The sequence below is a fragment of the Bacillus sp. M6-12 genome, assembly GCF_002860285.1.
In the GTDB taxonomy this organism is placed as follows: Bacteria; Bacillota; Bacilli; order Bacillales; family DSM-1321; genus Peribacillus.
This window is the reverse complement of record NZ_PGVF01000030.1, coordinates 26,751-42,435: the sequence shown is the minus strand read 5'-3', so window position 1 is coordinate 42,435 and position 15,685 is coordinate 26,751. Positions and strand designations below refer to the sequence as shown.

Genomic DNA, 15,685 nt, shown 5'->3' with positions numbered 1-15,685 from the left:
TGGTCCAGGGATTGCTAATTAATCCGAAAAATCCCCCTGCATCGGTTTTTCACCTGGCTGCCGGCAATTTTGGTTATAGAATTTTCGGAATCGTGATGTGGGCAGCTGCCGTAACCTCCGTTGTAGGGGCTGCGTACACGTCTGTTTCATTTATCAGAACCATCAGCAAAACTGTTGAGAAATATGAAAAGTGGTTCATTGTTGGGTTTATCGCAGTTTCCACATTAGTATTTGTACTAATCGGACAGCCAGTAAAGATTTTGGTACTGGTTGGTTCCTTAAATGGTCTTATTTTGCCGATTGCCCTGGGCGTTATGCTTGTTGCAGCCTATAAAACAAAGATTGTGGGTGACTACAAGCACCCGCTATGGATGACACTTTTCGGAATAGGCATTGTCATAGCGATGGCCTTTATGGGCGGCTATTCACTGATCAACGGGATACCGCAATTATTTAAATAAACAGATTGAGGGAGAGATGGGGATGTCTTTAATTTCAGAAATGAGTCCGATAGAGGCTCGGGAAATGATTCGAAACAATAAGTGGGTAAAGCCCACCTCAGGGATTTCACACGGTTTTATTCAGGCCAATTTAGCTGTTTTACCAAAAGACCTGGCGTTTGAGTTTCTTTTGTTTTGCCAGCGTAACCCAAAGCCGTGTCCAATCATTGATGTAACTGAACTGGGCTCAGGGATTCCTGCACTGGCAGCACCGCAAGCTGATTTAAAGACGGATATTCCAAAATACCGTGTGTACCGCAATGGTGAACTGGTGGAAGAAAAAACAGATGTAACCGGCCTTTGGGACGATAGCATGGTTGGCTTTTTAATAGGCTGCAGCTTTACATTTGAAGAAGGGCTTCTTAAAAATGGCATCCCAATCAGGCATATTGAAGAAAATTGTAATGTGCCAATGTACAAAACCAATATTCAGTGCATCAAGGCTGGGCGGTTCGAAGGCCCAATGGTCGTCAGCATGCGGCCAATGCCTGAAAAAGACGTGGTCAGAGCGGTCCAGGTAACAAGCCGATTCCCTTCCGTCCACGGTGCCCCAGTGCATATTGGAGATCCGGCCAGCATAGGGATCTCGGATATTAACAATCCTGATTTCGGTGACCGGGTTACGATTAAAGACGGTGAGGTACCAGTTTTTTGGGCGTGCGGTGTGACGCCTCAAGCAGTGGCAATGCATGTGAAGCCTGAACTGATGATCACACATGCACCGGGACATATGTTTATTACAGACCTGCCAAACGAGCGGTTTGCGGTTTTGTAAGATCTTCAAGAGGAGCTTAGGCCATTATGAAGCTCAGAAACCAACTTGAATTGGGCAGTGATTTGCAAATTCGCAGGGAGAATGGAGAAGCGTTTAAAATAGATAATGGGAACTGCATAGCTTCAGTCGAACTTAAAAGTCAGGAATATCTGAATCTACTTCAAGATATTTCGGAAATTGGATTGTAAACTTAGTTCCCTGTCCAACCTTGCTTTCTACCATAATATTTCCTTTCATAGACTGAATTAACTGATAAGAGATGGTCAGGCCGACTCCTGTCCCCTTTTCCTTTGTGGAATAGAAAGGGGTTCCAATCATTCTAAGCTGGCTTTCCGACATACCCTTTCCGTTATCAATAATTTCGACTATAACCATTCCTTTGTTTTCAAATGCATTGACAGTTATCTGTCCACCGGTTTCCATGGATTCAATGCCGTTTTTGGTAATATTGACAAGAACCTGTTTTACTTCATCTTTATTGCCTTTTATAAATAACGAGTCTTGGATTGAAGATCTAATGCGATGTTTTGAATATTGGAGTATGAGGTCATTAGTTCAAGCGTATTCTTTAGTTCGGATGAGATATTAATGGGAGCCAAGCCAGCTGTATTTGACTTGGCTAGTGAGAGATAATCATTTATGATGATTTGTGCGTGATCCAGCTCGTTTATTGCAATCTTTATATAGTTTCTTTGATTGTCATCCAGATTACCATCGTTGTTAATTAGCTGTAAAAAACCGCGAACTGCAGTCATCGGATTTCTGACTTCATGTGCAACAGAAGCAGCAAGCTGGCTGATTACATTCAGTTTGTCCGCTCTTTGCAGTTCCCTGCGGGTTACCTGCTGCTGATTTACATTTTCCATTATATAGACAACGGTTATCAAGCTTGTCCAGGTAATTGCGTAAAAGACAAACATGAATTGCAGCTGATCCAGCTCCGCCGTTTCCAAGAGAATGGTCCACTTTGATAATACCAAGGACAATAAGACAAAGCTTACAGCCAGAACCTTACGTTTTACTTGGAGTGCGCAAAATCTTTTCGTAATAAAAAGAAGGAGGACAGCAGCAATTGTATAGCTGATTAGGGTTAGAATAAATCCTGGTCCGCCAATAACAAAACGGTACAACATCAGAATGGAAACAGTAAGCAAGCCTGGAACAGTCCCTGCGTAAACAAACGCAATTATTACAGGTATGGCTCTAAAGTCATATCGATAACCGCCAGGGTATTCAAGTGGATAGGTCATCGTAAGAAGCAGCATGATGATCAGGATAAAAGTGAGCCTCCATGTAGTCTGGCACGGTTTACCGTTATTATTATTATTATTATTATAAAAGTGATAGAAGAGTATAGGAAATAATACTAGCAGGACATGGAATAATACATACCCAGTTGATTCGACCATTTTGGAAGCAATCCCCCATTGTATTTTTTAATGGTTGCTAGAATGGTAATTCTATAAAACTCTAAAAAACCCTTCTAATTTCCTGATTATAAAGAACTACTATAGGATTTCGGGCAATGATTTTTGATAGAAGAGATATACTCCCAATAACCAAATGATAATTAGAATCAGGCAAAATTCAGAAAGCCTCCGGCGGCATGGGCTGGAGCTTTCTTTCGTGATATGTTGGACTGGTCAGGTCCCTAGCCTAGCTTGTTTATATACTACTTTAAAATTTTTATAGTTGCGCGGATATCCTGGATTTCTTTATCGGTCATTTTTTTGCTGTTAACCCAGAAATCAAATGCACGTTTCTTTTTTGCATCCAGCAAAAAGCTGTGATAGAAACGATAATCCTCACTCTGGGTAAGATAACGGACGCAAGGGAGGGATGTGCCCTTTACTGTGCGCGAGTTAACCACGGTTTCATACTTTGGCAAAAGAGCTGTTGCTGGTTTTTTTGGATCATAAGACAAAAAGTTGATGCCCCCTACAACTTCACCCTTAGTTTTGAAAATCGCCTTCCCTTTTAGTGAACTGACTTCTACATTAACAGGGACTTTGTAGGTCAGTGTAGCTCCTTTAATTGTTTTCGTTTTCGAAACAATTTGAGCGGCAGCTTCCGCTGTAGTAGGCGCCGCGACTGCCGCTCCCAGTGAAAACAGGCAGGCAGCAGACATTAACAGCTTTAATAGGATGTTAGTTTTTTTCATTCGGAATTCCTCCTGGTAAACTTTTTTTATAAATATATCCAATAATTAAACGTTTATTTATGGCAGGATGTTACAAGTTTCTACAAAAATTTTTATTAGACTAATAAATTTGCTGTTTTTTCGAAAATTTAGTGTATAATCAGTGTAGCGAAAAATTTCATACATATTCAAAATCAGGTGAGAAAGATTTATTAGATAAGAAGGTATCAGTTTTCAACATAGATTACTGTCCAGCTCCAGCGCCCAGGCGCTTGCGCTTTTCTTGTAAGTCGGACTCTTAATAGGGAAGTTGGTGAAAATCCAACGCGGTCCCGCCACTGTAAATGGAGAGCAAGCTGCTTATGCTTAATGCCACTGTACAAAGTTGTATGGGAAGGCGCAGCAAGCGATGACCATGAGCCAGGAGACCTGCCTGATTTTGTGCACCAAAAACCTACGAGGATAGGAGGTGTGTGAAGCCAGCTTACGATTATTTTTCAAAAGCCATGCAATCACAACATCTCCTCGTTCTTAGTGGAGATGTTTTTTTATGAAATAAAAAGAATAACTTTTTTAACAAGTACTGATGTCTAGCTCCAGCGCCCAGCCCCGAAGCACAGGACGTGCTAGTGCCGACGTCGCCACAGGACGTGGCGGTTTAAGTCGGCCTCGAGGTCATAAGCCAATCACTTCCCAAGGCAAAAAGCGCCTTCTGTCAGCGCTCGTCTTATGCTTGTCGGGGCTGACCAGGGCGCTTCCGCTTTTCTCTGATGTCTAGCTCCAGCGCCCAGCCCCGGCGCACAGGATGTGCTAGTGCCGACGTCGCCACAGGACGTGGCGGTTTAAGTCGGCCTCGAGGTCATAAGCCAATCACTTCGGAAGGCAAAAAGCGCCTTCTGTCAGCGCTTGTCTTATGCTTGTCGGACTAGCACAGGACAAGGAACGCTACGGCAGCGACCCATCGCACGAAACAAAGCGGCAGCTTTGTGAGGATGTGCTGGCGTCGACGTTTGGCACAGGACGTGACAGACTTTAGTCGACGTTCCTTTTGCCAGGGCGCTTGCGCTTTTCTAATTCTACAAACCAGGAGGAACGAACATGAAGAAGTTATATTCACTATTATTTGCAGTGCTTTTATCAGCAGGTGTGTTGGCCGGCTGTAATACAGGCGATGAAAAAGAAAATGGTTCAAGTAAGCAAAACAATGAGCCTAAAACTGAGCAAAAAGAGGAAGCGTCATTTCCGGTAACGATTCAGGATGCTGCCAATAAAGAGGTTGTTATCGATAAGAAACCGGAGCGGATTGTCACACTGGTTCCAAGCAACACGGAAATAGCCTTTGAACTGGGGCTAAATAAAGAAATAGTCGGCGTTTCTGACCATGATAATTATCCTGAAGAAGCGACTAAAAAAGAAAAGGTGGGCGGAATGGAACTGAATGTTGAAAAAGTTCTTTCGTTAAAACCCGACCTGGTATTAGCACATGGATCGTCTGCTCAAAACTCGGAGCAGGGTCTGCAGCAGTTAAGAGATTCAGGTATTGATGTACTGGTAGTCAACGATGCAAAAACCATTAACGATGTATATGACTCTATCAGCATGATTGGCAAGGCAAGCGGACAAAGGGATGAAGCAGAGCAAACAGTCGAAACGATGAAGGCAAAATTCGAAGAAATTAAAGAAAAGGCTGCCGGCATAGGAGAAAGTGATCGTAAAAAAGTGCTGGTTGAAGTTTCACCGGAGCCAGAAATTTATACGACAGGGAAAAATACGTTCATGGATGAGATGATTACCATGATTAATGCAGAGAATATCTACAGTGACAGTGAAGGGTGGGTGAAAATTGATCCTGAGGCAACGATTCAGCGGAACCCGGATGTTATTATCACCACTTATGGTTTTTATACCGAAAAGCCGGTCGAGAAGGTTTTAGCCCGTAAAGCATGGCAAAACGTTACCGCGATTAAGGAAAAACAGGTAGTAGATGTCGATTCAGACATGGTCACACGCTCTGGCCCAAGGCTAGCTGAAGGAGTAGAAGAACTTGCAAAGGCTATTTACCCGGACATTTTTACAAAATAATAAGACCATTGCCTATTTTATCGCGACAGCTTTTCTTATGCTGGCTATGCTGCTCGGAATTTCAATTGGTACTGTGAATGTACCCATAATAGATATTATCAGGATTATCGGTTCAGAAATTTTTCGCCTATCACTAACAGAACCGATAGATCCGATGCACACTTCCATTGTGGTGGACATTCGATTACCGCGTGTTATTCTTTCAGGGCTTGTAGGGGCGTCTCTTGCAATTGCAGGAGCCGCCTTTCAAGGCCTTTTGCGAAACCCCCTCGCGGACCCATACACCCTTGGAGTATCTTCAGGTGCATCTGTTGGTGCAGTAGTTACACTGTTCTTTGGCATTTCACTTCCGGCAGCAGGATTATTTACGCTGCCGATTTTCAGCATTTCGGCTGCTATTGCCACCATTCTTTTTGTTTTATTCTTTTCCCGGGCAATTGACAGGGCAATGAGAGTGGAAACGATTATCCTGACAGGCATTATATTCAGTTCGTTTCTTGGAGCCTTAATATCATTAATGATTGCCCTTACTGGTGAAGAACTGATCCAGATCATCGGCTGGCTGCTGGGAAGTGTTTCAATGAGGGGATGGGAGTATATCGGCATTATGTTCCCATTTTTTATCGTTGGTTCCCTGTTGTTATTGATGAATGCCCGGGAATTAAATGCGCTGTCTTTCGGGGAGGAAAGAGCACAGCATTTAGGCGTGAATGTTGCGAGGCGGAAGTTGGCCGTTCTAACGGCAGGCTCTGTTCTAACCGGAGCAGCTGTAGCTGTTTCAGGTACAATCGGGTTTGTCGGTCTGGTTATTCCTCATTTGGTCAGGCTGCTATCAGGACCTGATCACAGACATTTGCTGCCGCTATCCATTATGGCGGGCGGAGGATTTTTGATAATGACAGATTTAATTTCACGGACGATTATTTCGCCGACAGAGCTTCCAATCGGAGTAATTACTTCCTTAGTAGGTGCCCCTGTATTTGCAGTAATTTTAGTGAAAAGGCGATTAGGAAGAAGGTGAATTCATCATGCTAACAGTCAATAAAATCTCAGGCGGATATATGGGAGAAAGTGTTGTACGCGACATTAGTTTTAAGGTGGAACAGGGAGAGCTGTTTGGAATTCTGGGGCCGAATGGGAGCGGGAAAACAACGCTTTTAAAAATAATCAGCGGTCTCCTGCCCAATTCCAATGGCCAGTTAACGCTAAAAGGCAAGCCTCTTTCAGACTATACTTCAATGGAGCTTGCACGTGTTATAGCCGTATTGCCGCAGCATACGGAACAATTTTTCTCTTATACGGTCAAGGAAACTGTTTCGCTTGGCCGTTACAGCCACAAAAAAGGCTGGTTTCAGGGATGGAGCGATAATGATGAAGAAACTGTTCACAAGGTAATGAAGCAAACTGGTGTAGAAGAATTTGAGCATCAATTAATACATGAATTATCCGGAGGAGAGCGGCAGAGAGTATTCCTTGCCCAGGCTTTGGCCCAAGAGCCGGAAGTGCTTCTTCTTGATGAACCGACCAACCATCTTGACCTTTCCTATCAAAAGGAACTGCTGGACATGCTGAAAAAGTGGACGAATGATCGAAAGCTTACAGTCATCTCCATTTTCCACGATCTAAATCTGGCAGGCCTATATTGTGACCGGATTCTTCTATTAGAGAATGGCGAAATAGCCAGCATCGATAAACCAAATGAAGTGCTAAAGGAAGAAAGAATTCGAGCTGTATATAATACAGCGATTCAAAAGCAATATCATCCAGAGGTTCCGAAGCCGCAGCTGTTTTTAATCCCCGAAGAGCCAGAGCACCAGAATGTCCAAATCGATGAGAGCTGTTTGCGGATAACCGATGAACATATTTCTCTGTCTTCTGAGGTTTTTCTAAAATGCATGTCTTCAGGTGTAACCGGATCTGGAACGGGATGGTTTCAAACGTTTGTTAACCGGCATGTGCCGAAGACGTATAGCTGCAGCAACCATTTGGAGGAAATGTCAGCATATTTAAGGGACCAGGGATTTGACCCTTCCGAAACGGTTGGTATGATGACTGCTGTCAAACTGGAAGACGTTTCATACGAATTGTTCCGGGAAGAGTCCTTCTCCGTATTTATTGTCGTTACAGCCGGGACTGGAAATGCTGTTGATGCCTCCTGCAGCAAACTGCACGAATACATGCAAACTCCCGGTACAATCAATACATGGGTTTTTGTTAATGGCAGCCTTTCAGAGGAAGCATTCATTCAAAGTGTAATGACTGCGACAGAAGCTAAGGTGAAGGTTATGCTGGAAATGAATATAAGAGATCGTGTTACAGGCACACAGGCAACTGGAACATCAACAGACAGCATTTTGATTGCCTCAACCCAGACTGGAGAGAAGTTTCAATATGCAGGAACAATTACACCTCTTGGCAGGCTTATCGGCCATGGGGTTTACACTTGTACGGCCAAAGCTCTTGTGAAATATATGAGAAGGGGTAAACAATGATCATTGCCCACCTTTCCTCAATAACGATTGCATACGTAATAGATCTGCTGCTGGGAGATCCCCCAAACTGGCCGCATCCGGTCAGATGGATTGGATCTTTAATTTCGCACTTGGAAAAGAAATTAAACCACGGAAAAAATCAAAAACGAAATGGAATTTTGATGCTCTCCGGGGTCCTGATTGTTGCGGGGGTACTTACTTTTATTACCGTCTATATCGCTTATGAAATTCATTTTATAGCAGGCATGGTCTGGGAAGCCATTGTTATATCCACTGCCATCGCACAAAAAAGTCTTAAGGGTGCGGCTCTAGAGGTCTATCGTCCACTAGATGAAAATGATATCACAACTGCTAGACGTAAGCTTTCCTATATCGTTGGCAGGGACACTGAAACCCTGGAAAAAAGTGAGATTGTCAGGGGGGCGGTTGAAACAGTTGCCGAGAATACGAACGACGGAATAACAGCCCCGCTATTCTGGGCTCTAATTGGCGGCGCACCGCTTGCAATGGTTTATCGGGCCATCAATACGTGTGATTCAATGGTAGGCTACAAAAATGAAAGATATCAGCAATTTGGCTGGGCGTCTGCAAAACTAGATGATGCGGCCAATTGGATACCGAGCCGGCTGACATCATTCATGATGATGGTCAGCATGAAGCCAAAGGCCAGCAGCCGGAAACAAGCATGGTCCATTCTTTTTCGAGATGCCAGGAGACATCCAAGCCCAAACAGCGGCTGGGGTGAAGCGGCTGTCGCATCCTTGCTGGGCATTCAATTAGGCGGCCTGAATTATTACAGGGGCATGGTTTCTGACAGGGCAAAAATGGGAGACCCCTTAATAAAACTTGATACTGTACATATAAAAATGGCCAACACACTGATGCATCGGGCTGTTTTTGGGTTTATTGTTCTTTTATGGATAGGAGGGATGCTAGTTGAAGCTGCCTTCTCATGGTTCTAATCCTCATTACTTATACAAATCGCTTGGGCTTGAAATGCCTGAAAACTATACAGATTTTAGTGCGAATATCAATCCGCTCGGTCCCCCGCCCGCCATGCAGGAGGAATGGAAGCATTCCTTCCGTTATATACAGGATTATCCTGATCCTCAGGCTTCCGTTTTAACAAAAAAAATAGCCGCAATGGAGGGGGTACCGGAGAAATCGGTATTGCTTGGCAATGGCGGTGCGGAAATCATTTCACTTGTAGCCCGCTGGCTTGCCGGGAAAAGAGTAATGATCATCCACCCAGCTTTCTCGGAATACGAAACTGCCTGTCTCGCCAATGGGTGCGAGATAACCAGGCATGTGCTTCAGGAAGGTGTTTGGGAGCTTGATTTTCCGCCATTAGATGGAATCAATGCGGTTTTTCTATGTACCCCGAACAATCCAACCGGTACAGAGTATTCACGGCAGGCAGTTCTCCATCTTTTGCAGGAATGTAAAGAACGGGGAGTATTTGTAATCATTGATGAAGCATTTTATGACTTTTTGGAAGAAGCTGCTACCTATGCTGCCCATTTGCATCATTACCCACATCTCATTATTCTTCGATCGCTGACGAAAATGTACAGCATTCCTGGTCTGCGCCTGGGTTATTTATTGGCTGCCCCTGAGATAGCGGGCAGGATCGCGGCATATCGGCCCCATTGGAGTGTAAATGCTCTGGCGCTGATGGCAGGTGAAATTTGTATCAATGCCGAAGAGCATGTAAAGAGAACAAGAGAGCTGATTAAGGCAGAACGATTGAAATTGAAAGACTACTATGATTCTTCCGGATTTATAATGTCTAAATCTAGCGTGAATTTCTATCTTCTTAAGGATTCTAATGACACAGATGCTTCAGGTCTGCTTCGCTTCCTGCTTGAAAATGGGATCGTACCAAGGCACACCTTAAATTTTCCTGGATTAACGGGAAGGTGGCTTAGATTTGCTGTAAAAACCGCCAGAGACAACTGCAGCTTAATGGAGGTGCTGCAAAGATGGCGGAAGAAAGAATGATTTTTATCAGCGGGGGAGTCAGAAGCGGCAAAAGCACTTATGCGGAAAAGATTGCAGTAAAGCTGGCAAATCAAACAGAAGGAAGCTTGCATTACATAGCATGTGGCCGTGCGTCAGATGAAGAGATGGCTTTGCGGATTAGCCATCATCGAGCAGGGAGGGAAAATAGCATACCGGCATGGACCACATGGGAGCAGAGCACGTCCATTCATCATTTAGCTTCCCGGTTTGACCAGCAGAGTTTTGTGCTGTTGGATTGCTTAACTACGCTATTGAATAACGAGCTTTTTTCCAGCAAAGAAGAAAAATGGAACGAAAAGAGCTTTCAGGATGAAGTGGTGAAAACAATTACCATAGGACTTGAAGAAATTGCTGCACACTGCAACTGCTTGCTTATCGTTTCCAATGAGGTGCTGAATGCTCCTTTATTAGATGGAGTTTCATTTGTATATGGAAGGATTCTTGGGAAACTGCACCAATGGGCAGTGGATAAGTCTGATTTTGCCATTTTAGTGGAGACGGGCCAGGCAATCATTAAGAAGGGAGAAATAGCAGATGAATGGAATTATGGTTCTCGGGACAGCTTCTGATACAGGTAAAAGCTTTATCGTAACTGCCATTTGCCGTCTGCTTGCCAATGAGGGTTATAAAGCTGCTCCTTTTAAATCTCAAAATATGTCCAATAATTCTTATGTAACGCTGGATGGCAAGGAAATCGGACGCGCCCAGGGAATTCAGGCGGAAGCTGCCAAAACAGAGGCAACCCAATGGATGAATCCAATATTGCTAAAGCCTCGGTCCGATATGCACTCAGAGGTTGTCTTATTCGGGAAAGCGATAAAAACATACTCCGGAAGGGATTATCGGGATTCCTTTTACGATCAGGGAATTGATGCTATTCTGTTTTCCCTGAAAAAGCTGGATGAATTATATGATGTAATTGTTATGGAAGGTGCAGGAAGCCCTGTTGAAATGAATTTAAAGCAACGGGAACTGGTAAATATGAAGGTAGCAGAGCTTGCCGATGTCCCAGCCCTTTTGGTTGCTGACATCGATCGTGGAGGCGTGTTTGCGAGCATTGTAGGGACAATTGACCTTCTGCCGGAGAGTGAAAAGAAAAGAGTCAAGGGCCTGATTATTAATAAATTTCGCGGCGACATTGGACTTTTTGAAGATGGAAAAGCGTGGCTGGAACAAAGAACGGGTATCCCTGTGCTTGGTGTGCTGCCATATATTGATGGCCATAGAATTGAAGGAGAAGATTCCCTCTCGCTTTCTGACCGATTCTCTGCGTCTGTTAAGGATGGCCTTGACATTGCAGTTGTCAAGCTTCCTTTCCTGTCGAACTACACTGATATAGAGCCATTTTTATATGAAGAAGATGTTTCGGTCCGATGGATTTCTGAACCTGGCCGATTAGGAGAGCCTGATGCTGTTATCATTCCTGGTACGAAAAGCACTATTCATGATTTGCTTTTTTTGCGGAAGAGCGGACTTGATAAAGCAATAAATGCCTATGAAAGAAGAGGCGGAAGAATTGTTGGCATTTGCGGAGGCTACCAGATAATGGGTGAAACGCTGATTGACCCGGATGGAACCGATACCGGAAAGTCCGGGAGCGAGGAAAAAGGATTGGCCATCATCCCAGGACATACAACCTTTCTAGAACGAAAGCTAACAGTCAGAACAAAGGGAAGGCTCTTCACTGACGAATCAGTTTTTTTGGAAGGGTATGAAATCCATCTAGGGATGACCTCTATCTCGGCCCCGCATTATACACCTTTTTTGCGGCTAGAAGATGGCAGGGTGGACGGCTTCTCCTGCGAAAACGGAAGAATCATTGGCACCTATTTGCACCATGTATTCCATAATGATTTCTGGAGAAATGAATGGCTAAATAAAATCCGCAAAGACAAGCAGCTGCCTTTATTGGCTGCAGTGGACGTAGGTAATGTGAAAAATAAAAGCTATGACGAATTGGCGGACAGTATTAAGCCACACTTGGATTGGGTTCAGCTAAAAGAAATCATTTTTCAATGGAGGAGCCCTGCATGAAGTTCATAGTGGGGTTCTTAATTAACCTTCAGTTTTTTACTGCTATTCCGGTACGGACTGCTCTTCCGCTTGATGCCGCTTACATAAAAAAAGCCGTACAAACCTTTCCGCTGCTCGGATTATTGCAGGGGTCAGTCTATGCAGGCGTCCTGTATTTAATGCTAAATGGGACCCCTTTTTCACAGCTTGCAATTGCTTTCCTGCTCTGGCTGCTTACGATCCTGCTAACCGGAGGGCTGCATCTGGACGGCTGGATGGATGCAAGTGATGCCTTTTTTTCATACAGGGACATTGAAAGACGGCTGGAGATCATGAAAGATCCGCGGACGGGCGCTTTCGGCGTATTATCCGTAATTGTTCTGCTGAGCAGCAGATTGGTTTTTATTTTTGAGATTACAGGAAATGCATCCTTTGCAAGTTATTTAATGATTGCTGCCATCCCATTTTTGAGCAGGCAGGTAATGGGGTACTTATTAATAAGGGCAGGTTTGGCAAAACAGGAGGGACTTGCCTCTTTTTTTCAAAAAAAAGCAGGCAGCACAAGTTTAATTGGATACTTGGTGTACACGATGTTCTTTTGTGCAGCTGTTTATTTTTTGGCCGATGATGTATTGCCTTCAATTGTGATTATGCTGGCAGCTGCCTTATTTATGGCTGTATCCCTTAAAAAGAAGATTGTCGACTGGTTCGGCGGGATAACAGGGGATGTGATTGGTGCTTCTGTAGAAGGGACTGAGCTGGTACTTTGGATGATGGTGTGGTTATTGCATTATTTCGTCATGGCCTGACAGAGGCCAATATAAGGAAAGAGTACTTAGGCTGGAGCGAGTCTCAGCTTACCGGAGAAGGAGTGCAACAAATAATTAAATTGAAGAACAGGATTGGCAAGTATGAATGGATTGTCTCCAGTGATTTAGGGAGATGCACAGAAACGGCAAACATTCTTTTTCCCGGGCAGCCAATTCAAAAACGAAGCGGTTTTCGGGAAATGAATTTTGGCAGCTGGGAAAATTTGACGCATCAGGATTTGGAAGAGGACCCGGAATATAAACAATGGCTGCTGAATCCCTTTACAGAAAAAATTCCGCAAGGCGAGTTCTTTCCTGAATTTGAGAAGCGAATTTTACAGGAATGGAGCTGGCTGGCTGAAACAGGGATCACTGGAAATGTATCAAGGGCAGCGGTCGTAACGCATGGCGGTGTTATCCGTACTCTGCTAACAAAATTAGCCCCGGAGCAAAGGGACTTTTGGGACTGGAATATCGGGCATGGAAAAGGTTTTGAATTGGTTTGGACGAAGGAAGCGTTTAGGAGGGGGAGCCGATGCATTTCATTACGGGAGGTGCCTTTAACGGCAAATCTCAATGGGTAAGAAATTATTATCAGCTTAATGATTCGGATTGCCGTTGGATTTCGGCCTACTCTGGGGATGTATTCGATTATCGCATTAATGAGTCAGGCACCGACTTAATTGTCATGGAAGGGCTCGAACTTTGGATAAAAAGAGACTGCCATACAATTGAATTTAGCGAATGGAGGAAGTCCTGGCAGCAATCATTGCTGAAATGGAAATCATGGGAGCAAGAGGAAAGCGGCCGCCAAATCATATTTATTGGTACAGACATTTCAAAGGGCATAGTCCCTGTTGATCCTAACGAAAGAAAATGGAGGGACCTTACCGGCTGGGCCTATCAGGACCTCACCGCTGCCAGTGACCGGGTTGATCTGATATGGTATGGGGTAGGCAGCCAACTAAAATAGAGGGGGATATCAAATGAGAATTTATACACGGACAGGTGATCAAGGGAAAACAAGCTTAATTGGCGGCAGAGTGGATAAAGATGATATCAGGGTCGAAGCATACGGCACGGTAGATGAGGTAAATTGCTTTGTAGGCCAGGCTCTCGCGGAGCTTGATTCCAGGAGATTCGATGATATTATTAGTGATCTTGAAAAAATACAGCATGAATTATTTGATTGCGGGGGCGACCTGGCAAATGTGTCCGACAAACGTCCGATGAAACTGAGTGATGAAGCGGTGGATTACCTGGAAGCCAGAATTGATGAATTGATCAAGGAAGCTCCAGAGCTTGAAAGATTTATCCTTCCAGGGGGCAGCAAGCCGTCAGCCTCTGTCCATATTGCCAGGACAGTCACTAGGCGTGCTGAACGTTTGGTTGTTGCTTTGATGAAAACAGACGGGAGCCTTCCCCAGGTAACATTGAAATTTTTAAACCGTTTGTCTGATTATTTTTTTGCATTAGCAAGGGTTATTAACTTTCGGCTTGATGTCAAGGATGTGGAGTATATCCGGAGTGCGAAGGTATTCCGCGACGGAAAGCGAAAGGAAGATCAATAAATGGCAGCAAAAAAGGCGAGTATTATTGCTCTATTTATCGCTCTATCGGCTGTTGGGGCCTCCATCAAAATCCCGGCTATAGTCGGCAGCGTTGCTCTTGATACATTTCCTGCCCTGCTGGCTTCAGCTCTTCTAGGGGTCCCTGCCGGAGCCATCATTGCCGCGTTGGGCCATATTGCCTCCGCCATTATCGGCGGAATGCCGCTAGGGCAGCTGCATATATTAATAGCTGTGGAAATGGCTATTATTGTTGGCCTTTTCGGTTTTCTTTATCAAAAAGACAAACAAATGACAGCGGGCGCCGTATTTTTCATCGGAAATGCTATTTTAGCCCCACTGCCTTTATTGATATTCCTCGGGATGGCCTTTTATATTGCTGTTGTGCCATCACTGCTTGCGGGAGCTCTCATAAATGTATTGGCTGCCATTTTCGCCATTCCTAAAATAGCGCCAATTATAAAGAAGAGAGCAGCCACAGAGCGATGAGAGACACCATAATAACGCCTTTGGATGAAGATTCCTCCCTGGTAATTGCTGCTGATAATAGCGGGGGAATCGGATTGAAGCTTCTAGATATGATAGCTGTCCCATATGAGGTTCTGGGATATTACAGTACAAGAGTAGCGCTGATGGAGTGTATGGCGGTTGGCGGGAAGCCGATGGCTGTGGCGATACAAAATTTCTGTGGCCAGGAAGAGTGGGATGCAGTTATAACAGGTGCAAATCAAGCACTTGGCGAGCTGGGGATACAGGGAGTATCCATTACCGGAAGTACAGAAAGTAATATGGAGCTTTTGCAATCAGCTCTGGGAGTTGTAGTGATTGGAAGGAAAGCGAAACATGTAAATCTTAAGGCAGAACTGGATTTTCACGCAGACCTAGCCTTGGCAGTTATAGGTTTGCCGCTAGTGGGCGACGAAGTGATTGATTTTGAACGCCAGGCGGCTCCATTATCACTCTTTAAAGTTTTTTGTGAACATGTACAAGTGGAAGCAGTCATCCCTGTGGGTTCAAGAGGGATCCTTTTTGAATTGAATCAGTTATTTCCCAACGTTCTTCTTAGGAGGGAACAGATAAACACGAAAGTCGACATTGAAAAATCCTCCGGGCCGTCCACCTGCTTTATTACTGTTTTTAACAAGGATGCTATCGATGAAATTAAGTCCCGAGCAGGGGATTATTTTCATTCTATTCGAATTAAACCTGACTGAAAGTAAAGAACGTCTTGCTAGGCTGTTGTGAAGATAGTTGGCGAGTAAAATGGAAGTTTTGGCAAGTAAT

General features: G+C 44.3%; 17 protein-coding genes, 1 pseudogene and 1 riboswitch. Of the genes and pseudogenes, 15 read left to right on the top strand and 3 right to left on the bottom strand.

The window, feature by feature from the left end; all coding sequences use genetic code 11:
- Positions 1 to 461 (top strand): annotated as a pseudogene (locus CVD28_RS25195) (divalent metal cation transporter); the annotation flags it as partial.
- Positions 462 to 483: 22 nt separating this feature from the next.
- The gene (locus CVD28_RS25190) at positions 484 to 1,275 is read left to right on the top strand and encodes a putative hydro-lyase (RefSeq protein ID WP_101597424.1); all 792 of its coding nucleotides are present in this window, start codon (positions 484 to 486) and stop codon (positions 1,273 to 1,275) included.
- Positions 1,276 to 1,407: 132 nt separating this feature from the next.
- On the opposite strand, the gene CVD28_RS28975 is transcribed toward CVD28_RS25190, so the two are convergent.
- From CVD28_RS28975 to CVD28_RS25180, 3 genes are all read right to left on the bottom strand, one after another.
- On the bottom strand, positions 1,408 to 1,698 hold the full coding sequence (locus tag CVD28_RS28975; RefSeq protein WP_257985976.1) for a sensor histidine kinase: 291 nt from the start codon (positions 1,696 to 1,698) through the stop codon (positions 1,408 to 1,410).
- 62 nt (positions 1,699 to 1,760) lie between these two features.
- Complete coding sequence (locus CVD28_RS25185; RefSeq protein WP_257985975.1) at positions 1,761 to 2,684, bottom strand: histidine kinase dimerization/phospho-acceptor domain-containing protein; 924 nt, start codon at positions 2,682 to 2,684, stop codon at positions 1,761 to 1,763.
- A gap of 263 nt (positions 2,685 to 2,947) precedes the next feature.
- Entirely contained in the window at positions 2,948 to 3,436 is a 489-nt protein-coding gene (locus CVD28_RS25180) for a hypothetical protein (protein WP_101597423.1), read from the bottom strand.
- 228 nt (positions 3,437 to 3,664) lie between these two features.
- Positions 3,665 to 3,866, top strand: a riboswitch (cobalamin riboswitch).
- A 647-nt stretch (positions 3,867 to 4,513) separates the two neighbouring features.
- Here CVD28_RS25180 and CVD28_RS25175 point away from each other — a divergent pair.
- The 13 genes from CVD28_RS25175 to CVD28_RS25115 are packed head-to-tail and all read left to right on the top strand — an operon-like array spanning position 4,514 to position 15,615.
- Positions 4,514 to 5,497: an ABC transporter substrate-binding protein gene (locus tag CVD28_RS25175; protein WP_101597422.1), complete on the top strand. Its 984-nt coding sequence runs from the start codon at positions 4,514 to 4,516 to the stop codon at positions 5,495 to 5,497.
- Entirely contained in the window at positions 5,460 to 6,518 is a 1,059-nt protein-coding gene (locus tag CVD28_RS25170; RefSeq protein ID WP_101597421.1) for a FecCD family ABC transporter permease, read from the top strand. Before CVD28_RS25175 ends, CVD28_RS25170 begins: the two co-directional genes overlap by 38 nt.
- A 7-nt stretch (positions 6,519 to 6,525) precedes the next feature.
- A complete protein-coding gene (locus tag CVD28_RS25165) occupies positions 6,526 to 7,989 on the top strand; it encodes an adenosylcobinamide amidohydrolase (RefSeq protein ID WP_101597420.1) in 1,464 nt (487 codons plus the stop codon).
- Positions 7,986 to 8,951, top strand: coding sequence for an adenosylcobinamide-phosphate synthase CbiB (gene cbiB / locus CVD28_RS25160; RefSeq protein ID WP_101597419.1), 966 nt, complete (start codon positions 7,986 to 7,988; stop codon positions 8,949 to 8,951). The genes CVD28_RS25165 and cbiB overlap by 4 nt, the downstream gene beginning before the upstream one ends.
- Positions 8,926 to 9,990, top strand: a complete 1,065-nt coding sequence (gene cobD, locus CVD28_RS25155; RefSeq protein WP_101597418.1) for a threonine-phosphate decarboxylase CobD — start codon at positions 8,926 to 8,928, stop codon at positions 9,988 to 9,990. The genes cbiB and cobD overlap by 26 nt, the downstream gene beginning before the upstream one ends.
- Positions 9,972 to 10,580, top strand: a complete 609-nt coding sequence (locus CVD28_RS25150; RefSeq protein WP_101597417.1) for a bifunctional adenosylcobinamide kinase/adenosylcobinamide-phosphate guanylyltransferase — start codon at positions 9,972 to 9,974, stop codon at positions 10,578 to 10,580. Before cobD ends, CVD28_RS25150 begins: the two co-directional genes overlap by 19 nt.
- The gene (locus tag CVD28_RS25145; protein ID WP_101597416.1) at positions 10,546 to 12,045 is read left to right on the top strand and encodes a cobyric acid synthase; all 1,500 of its coding nucleotides are present in this window, start codon (positions 10,546 to 10,548) and stop codon (positions 12,043 to 12,045) included. The genes CVD28_RS25150 and CVD28_RS25145 overlap by 35 nt, the downstream gene beginning before the upstream one ends.
- Complete coding sequence (gene cobS / locus CVD28_RS25140; RefSeq protein ID WP_101597415.1) at positions 12,042 to 12,833, top strand: adenosylcobinamide-GDP ribazoletransferase; 792 nt, start codon at positions 12,042 to 12,044, stop codon at positions 12,831 to 12,833. Before CVD28_RS25145 ends, cobS begins: the two co-directional genes overlap by 4 nt.
- Positions 12,803 to 13,417 carry a histidine phosphatase family protein gene (locus CVD28_RS25135; protein ID WP_180954309.1) on the top strand — a complete coding sequence of 205 codons (615 nt, stop codon included), beginning with the start codon at positions 12,803 to 12,805 and terminating at the stop codon, positions 13,415 to 13,417. Before cobS ends, CVD28_RS25135 begins: the two co-directional genes overlap by 31 nt.
- Positions 13,369 to 13,806, top strand: coding sequence for a bifunctional adenosylcobinamide kinase/adenosylcobinamide-phosphate guanylyltransferase (locus CVD28_RS25130; RefSeq protein ID WP_101597413.1), 438 nt, complete (start codon positions 13,369 to 13,371; stop codon positions 13,804 to 13,806). The genes CVD28_RS25135 and CVD28_RS25130 overlap by 49 nt, the downstream gene beginning before the upstream one ends.
- Before the next feature lie 13 nt (positions 13,807 to 13,819).
- Positions 13,820 to 14,404, top strand: coding sequence for a cob(I)yrinic acid a,c-diamide adenosyltransferase (locus CVD28_RS25125; protein ID WP_101597412.1), 585 nt, complete (start codon positions 13,820 to 13,822; stop codon positions 14,402 to 14,404).
- Positions 14,405 to 14,890: an ECF transporter S component gene (locus CVD28_RS25120; RefSeq protein ID WP_101597411.1), complete on the top strand. Its 486-nt coding sequence runs from the start codon at positions 14,405 to 14,407 to the stop codon at positions 14,888 to 14,890.
- Positions 14,887 to 15,615 carry an ATP-binding protein gene (locus CVD28_RS25115; protein ID WP_101597410.1) on the top strand — a complete coding sequence of 243 codons (729 nt, stop codon included), beginning with the start codon at positions 14,887 to 14,889 and terminating at the stop codon, positions 15,613 to 15,615. Before CVD28_RS25120 ends, CVD28_RS25115 begins: the two co-directional genes overlap by 4 nt.
- Positions 15,616 to 15,685 lie beyond the last annotated feature (70 nt).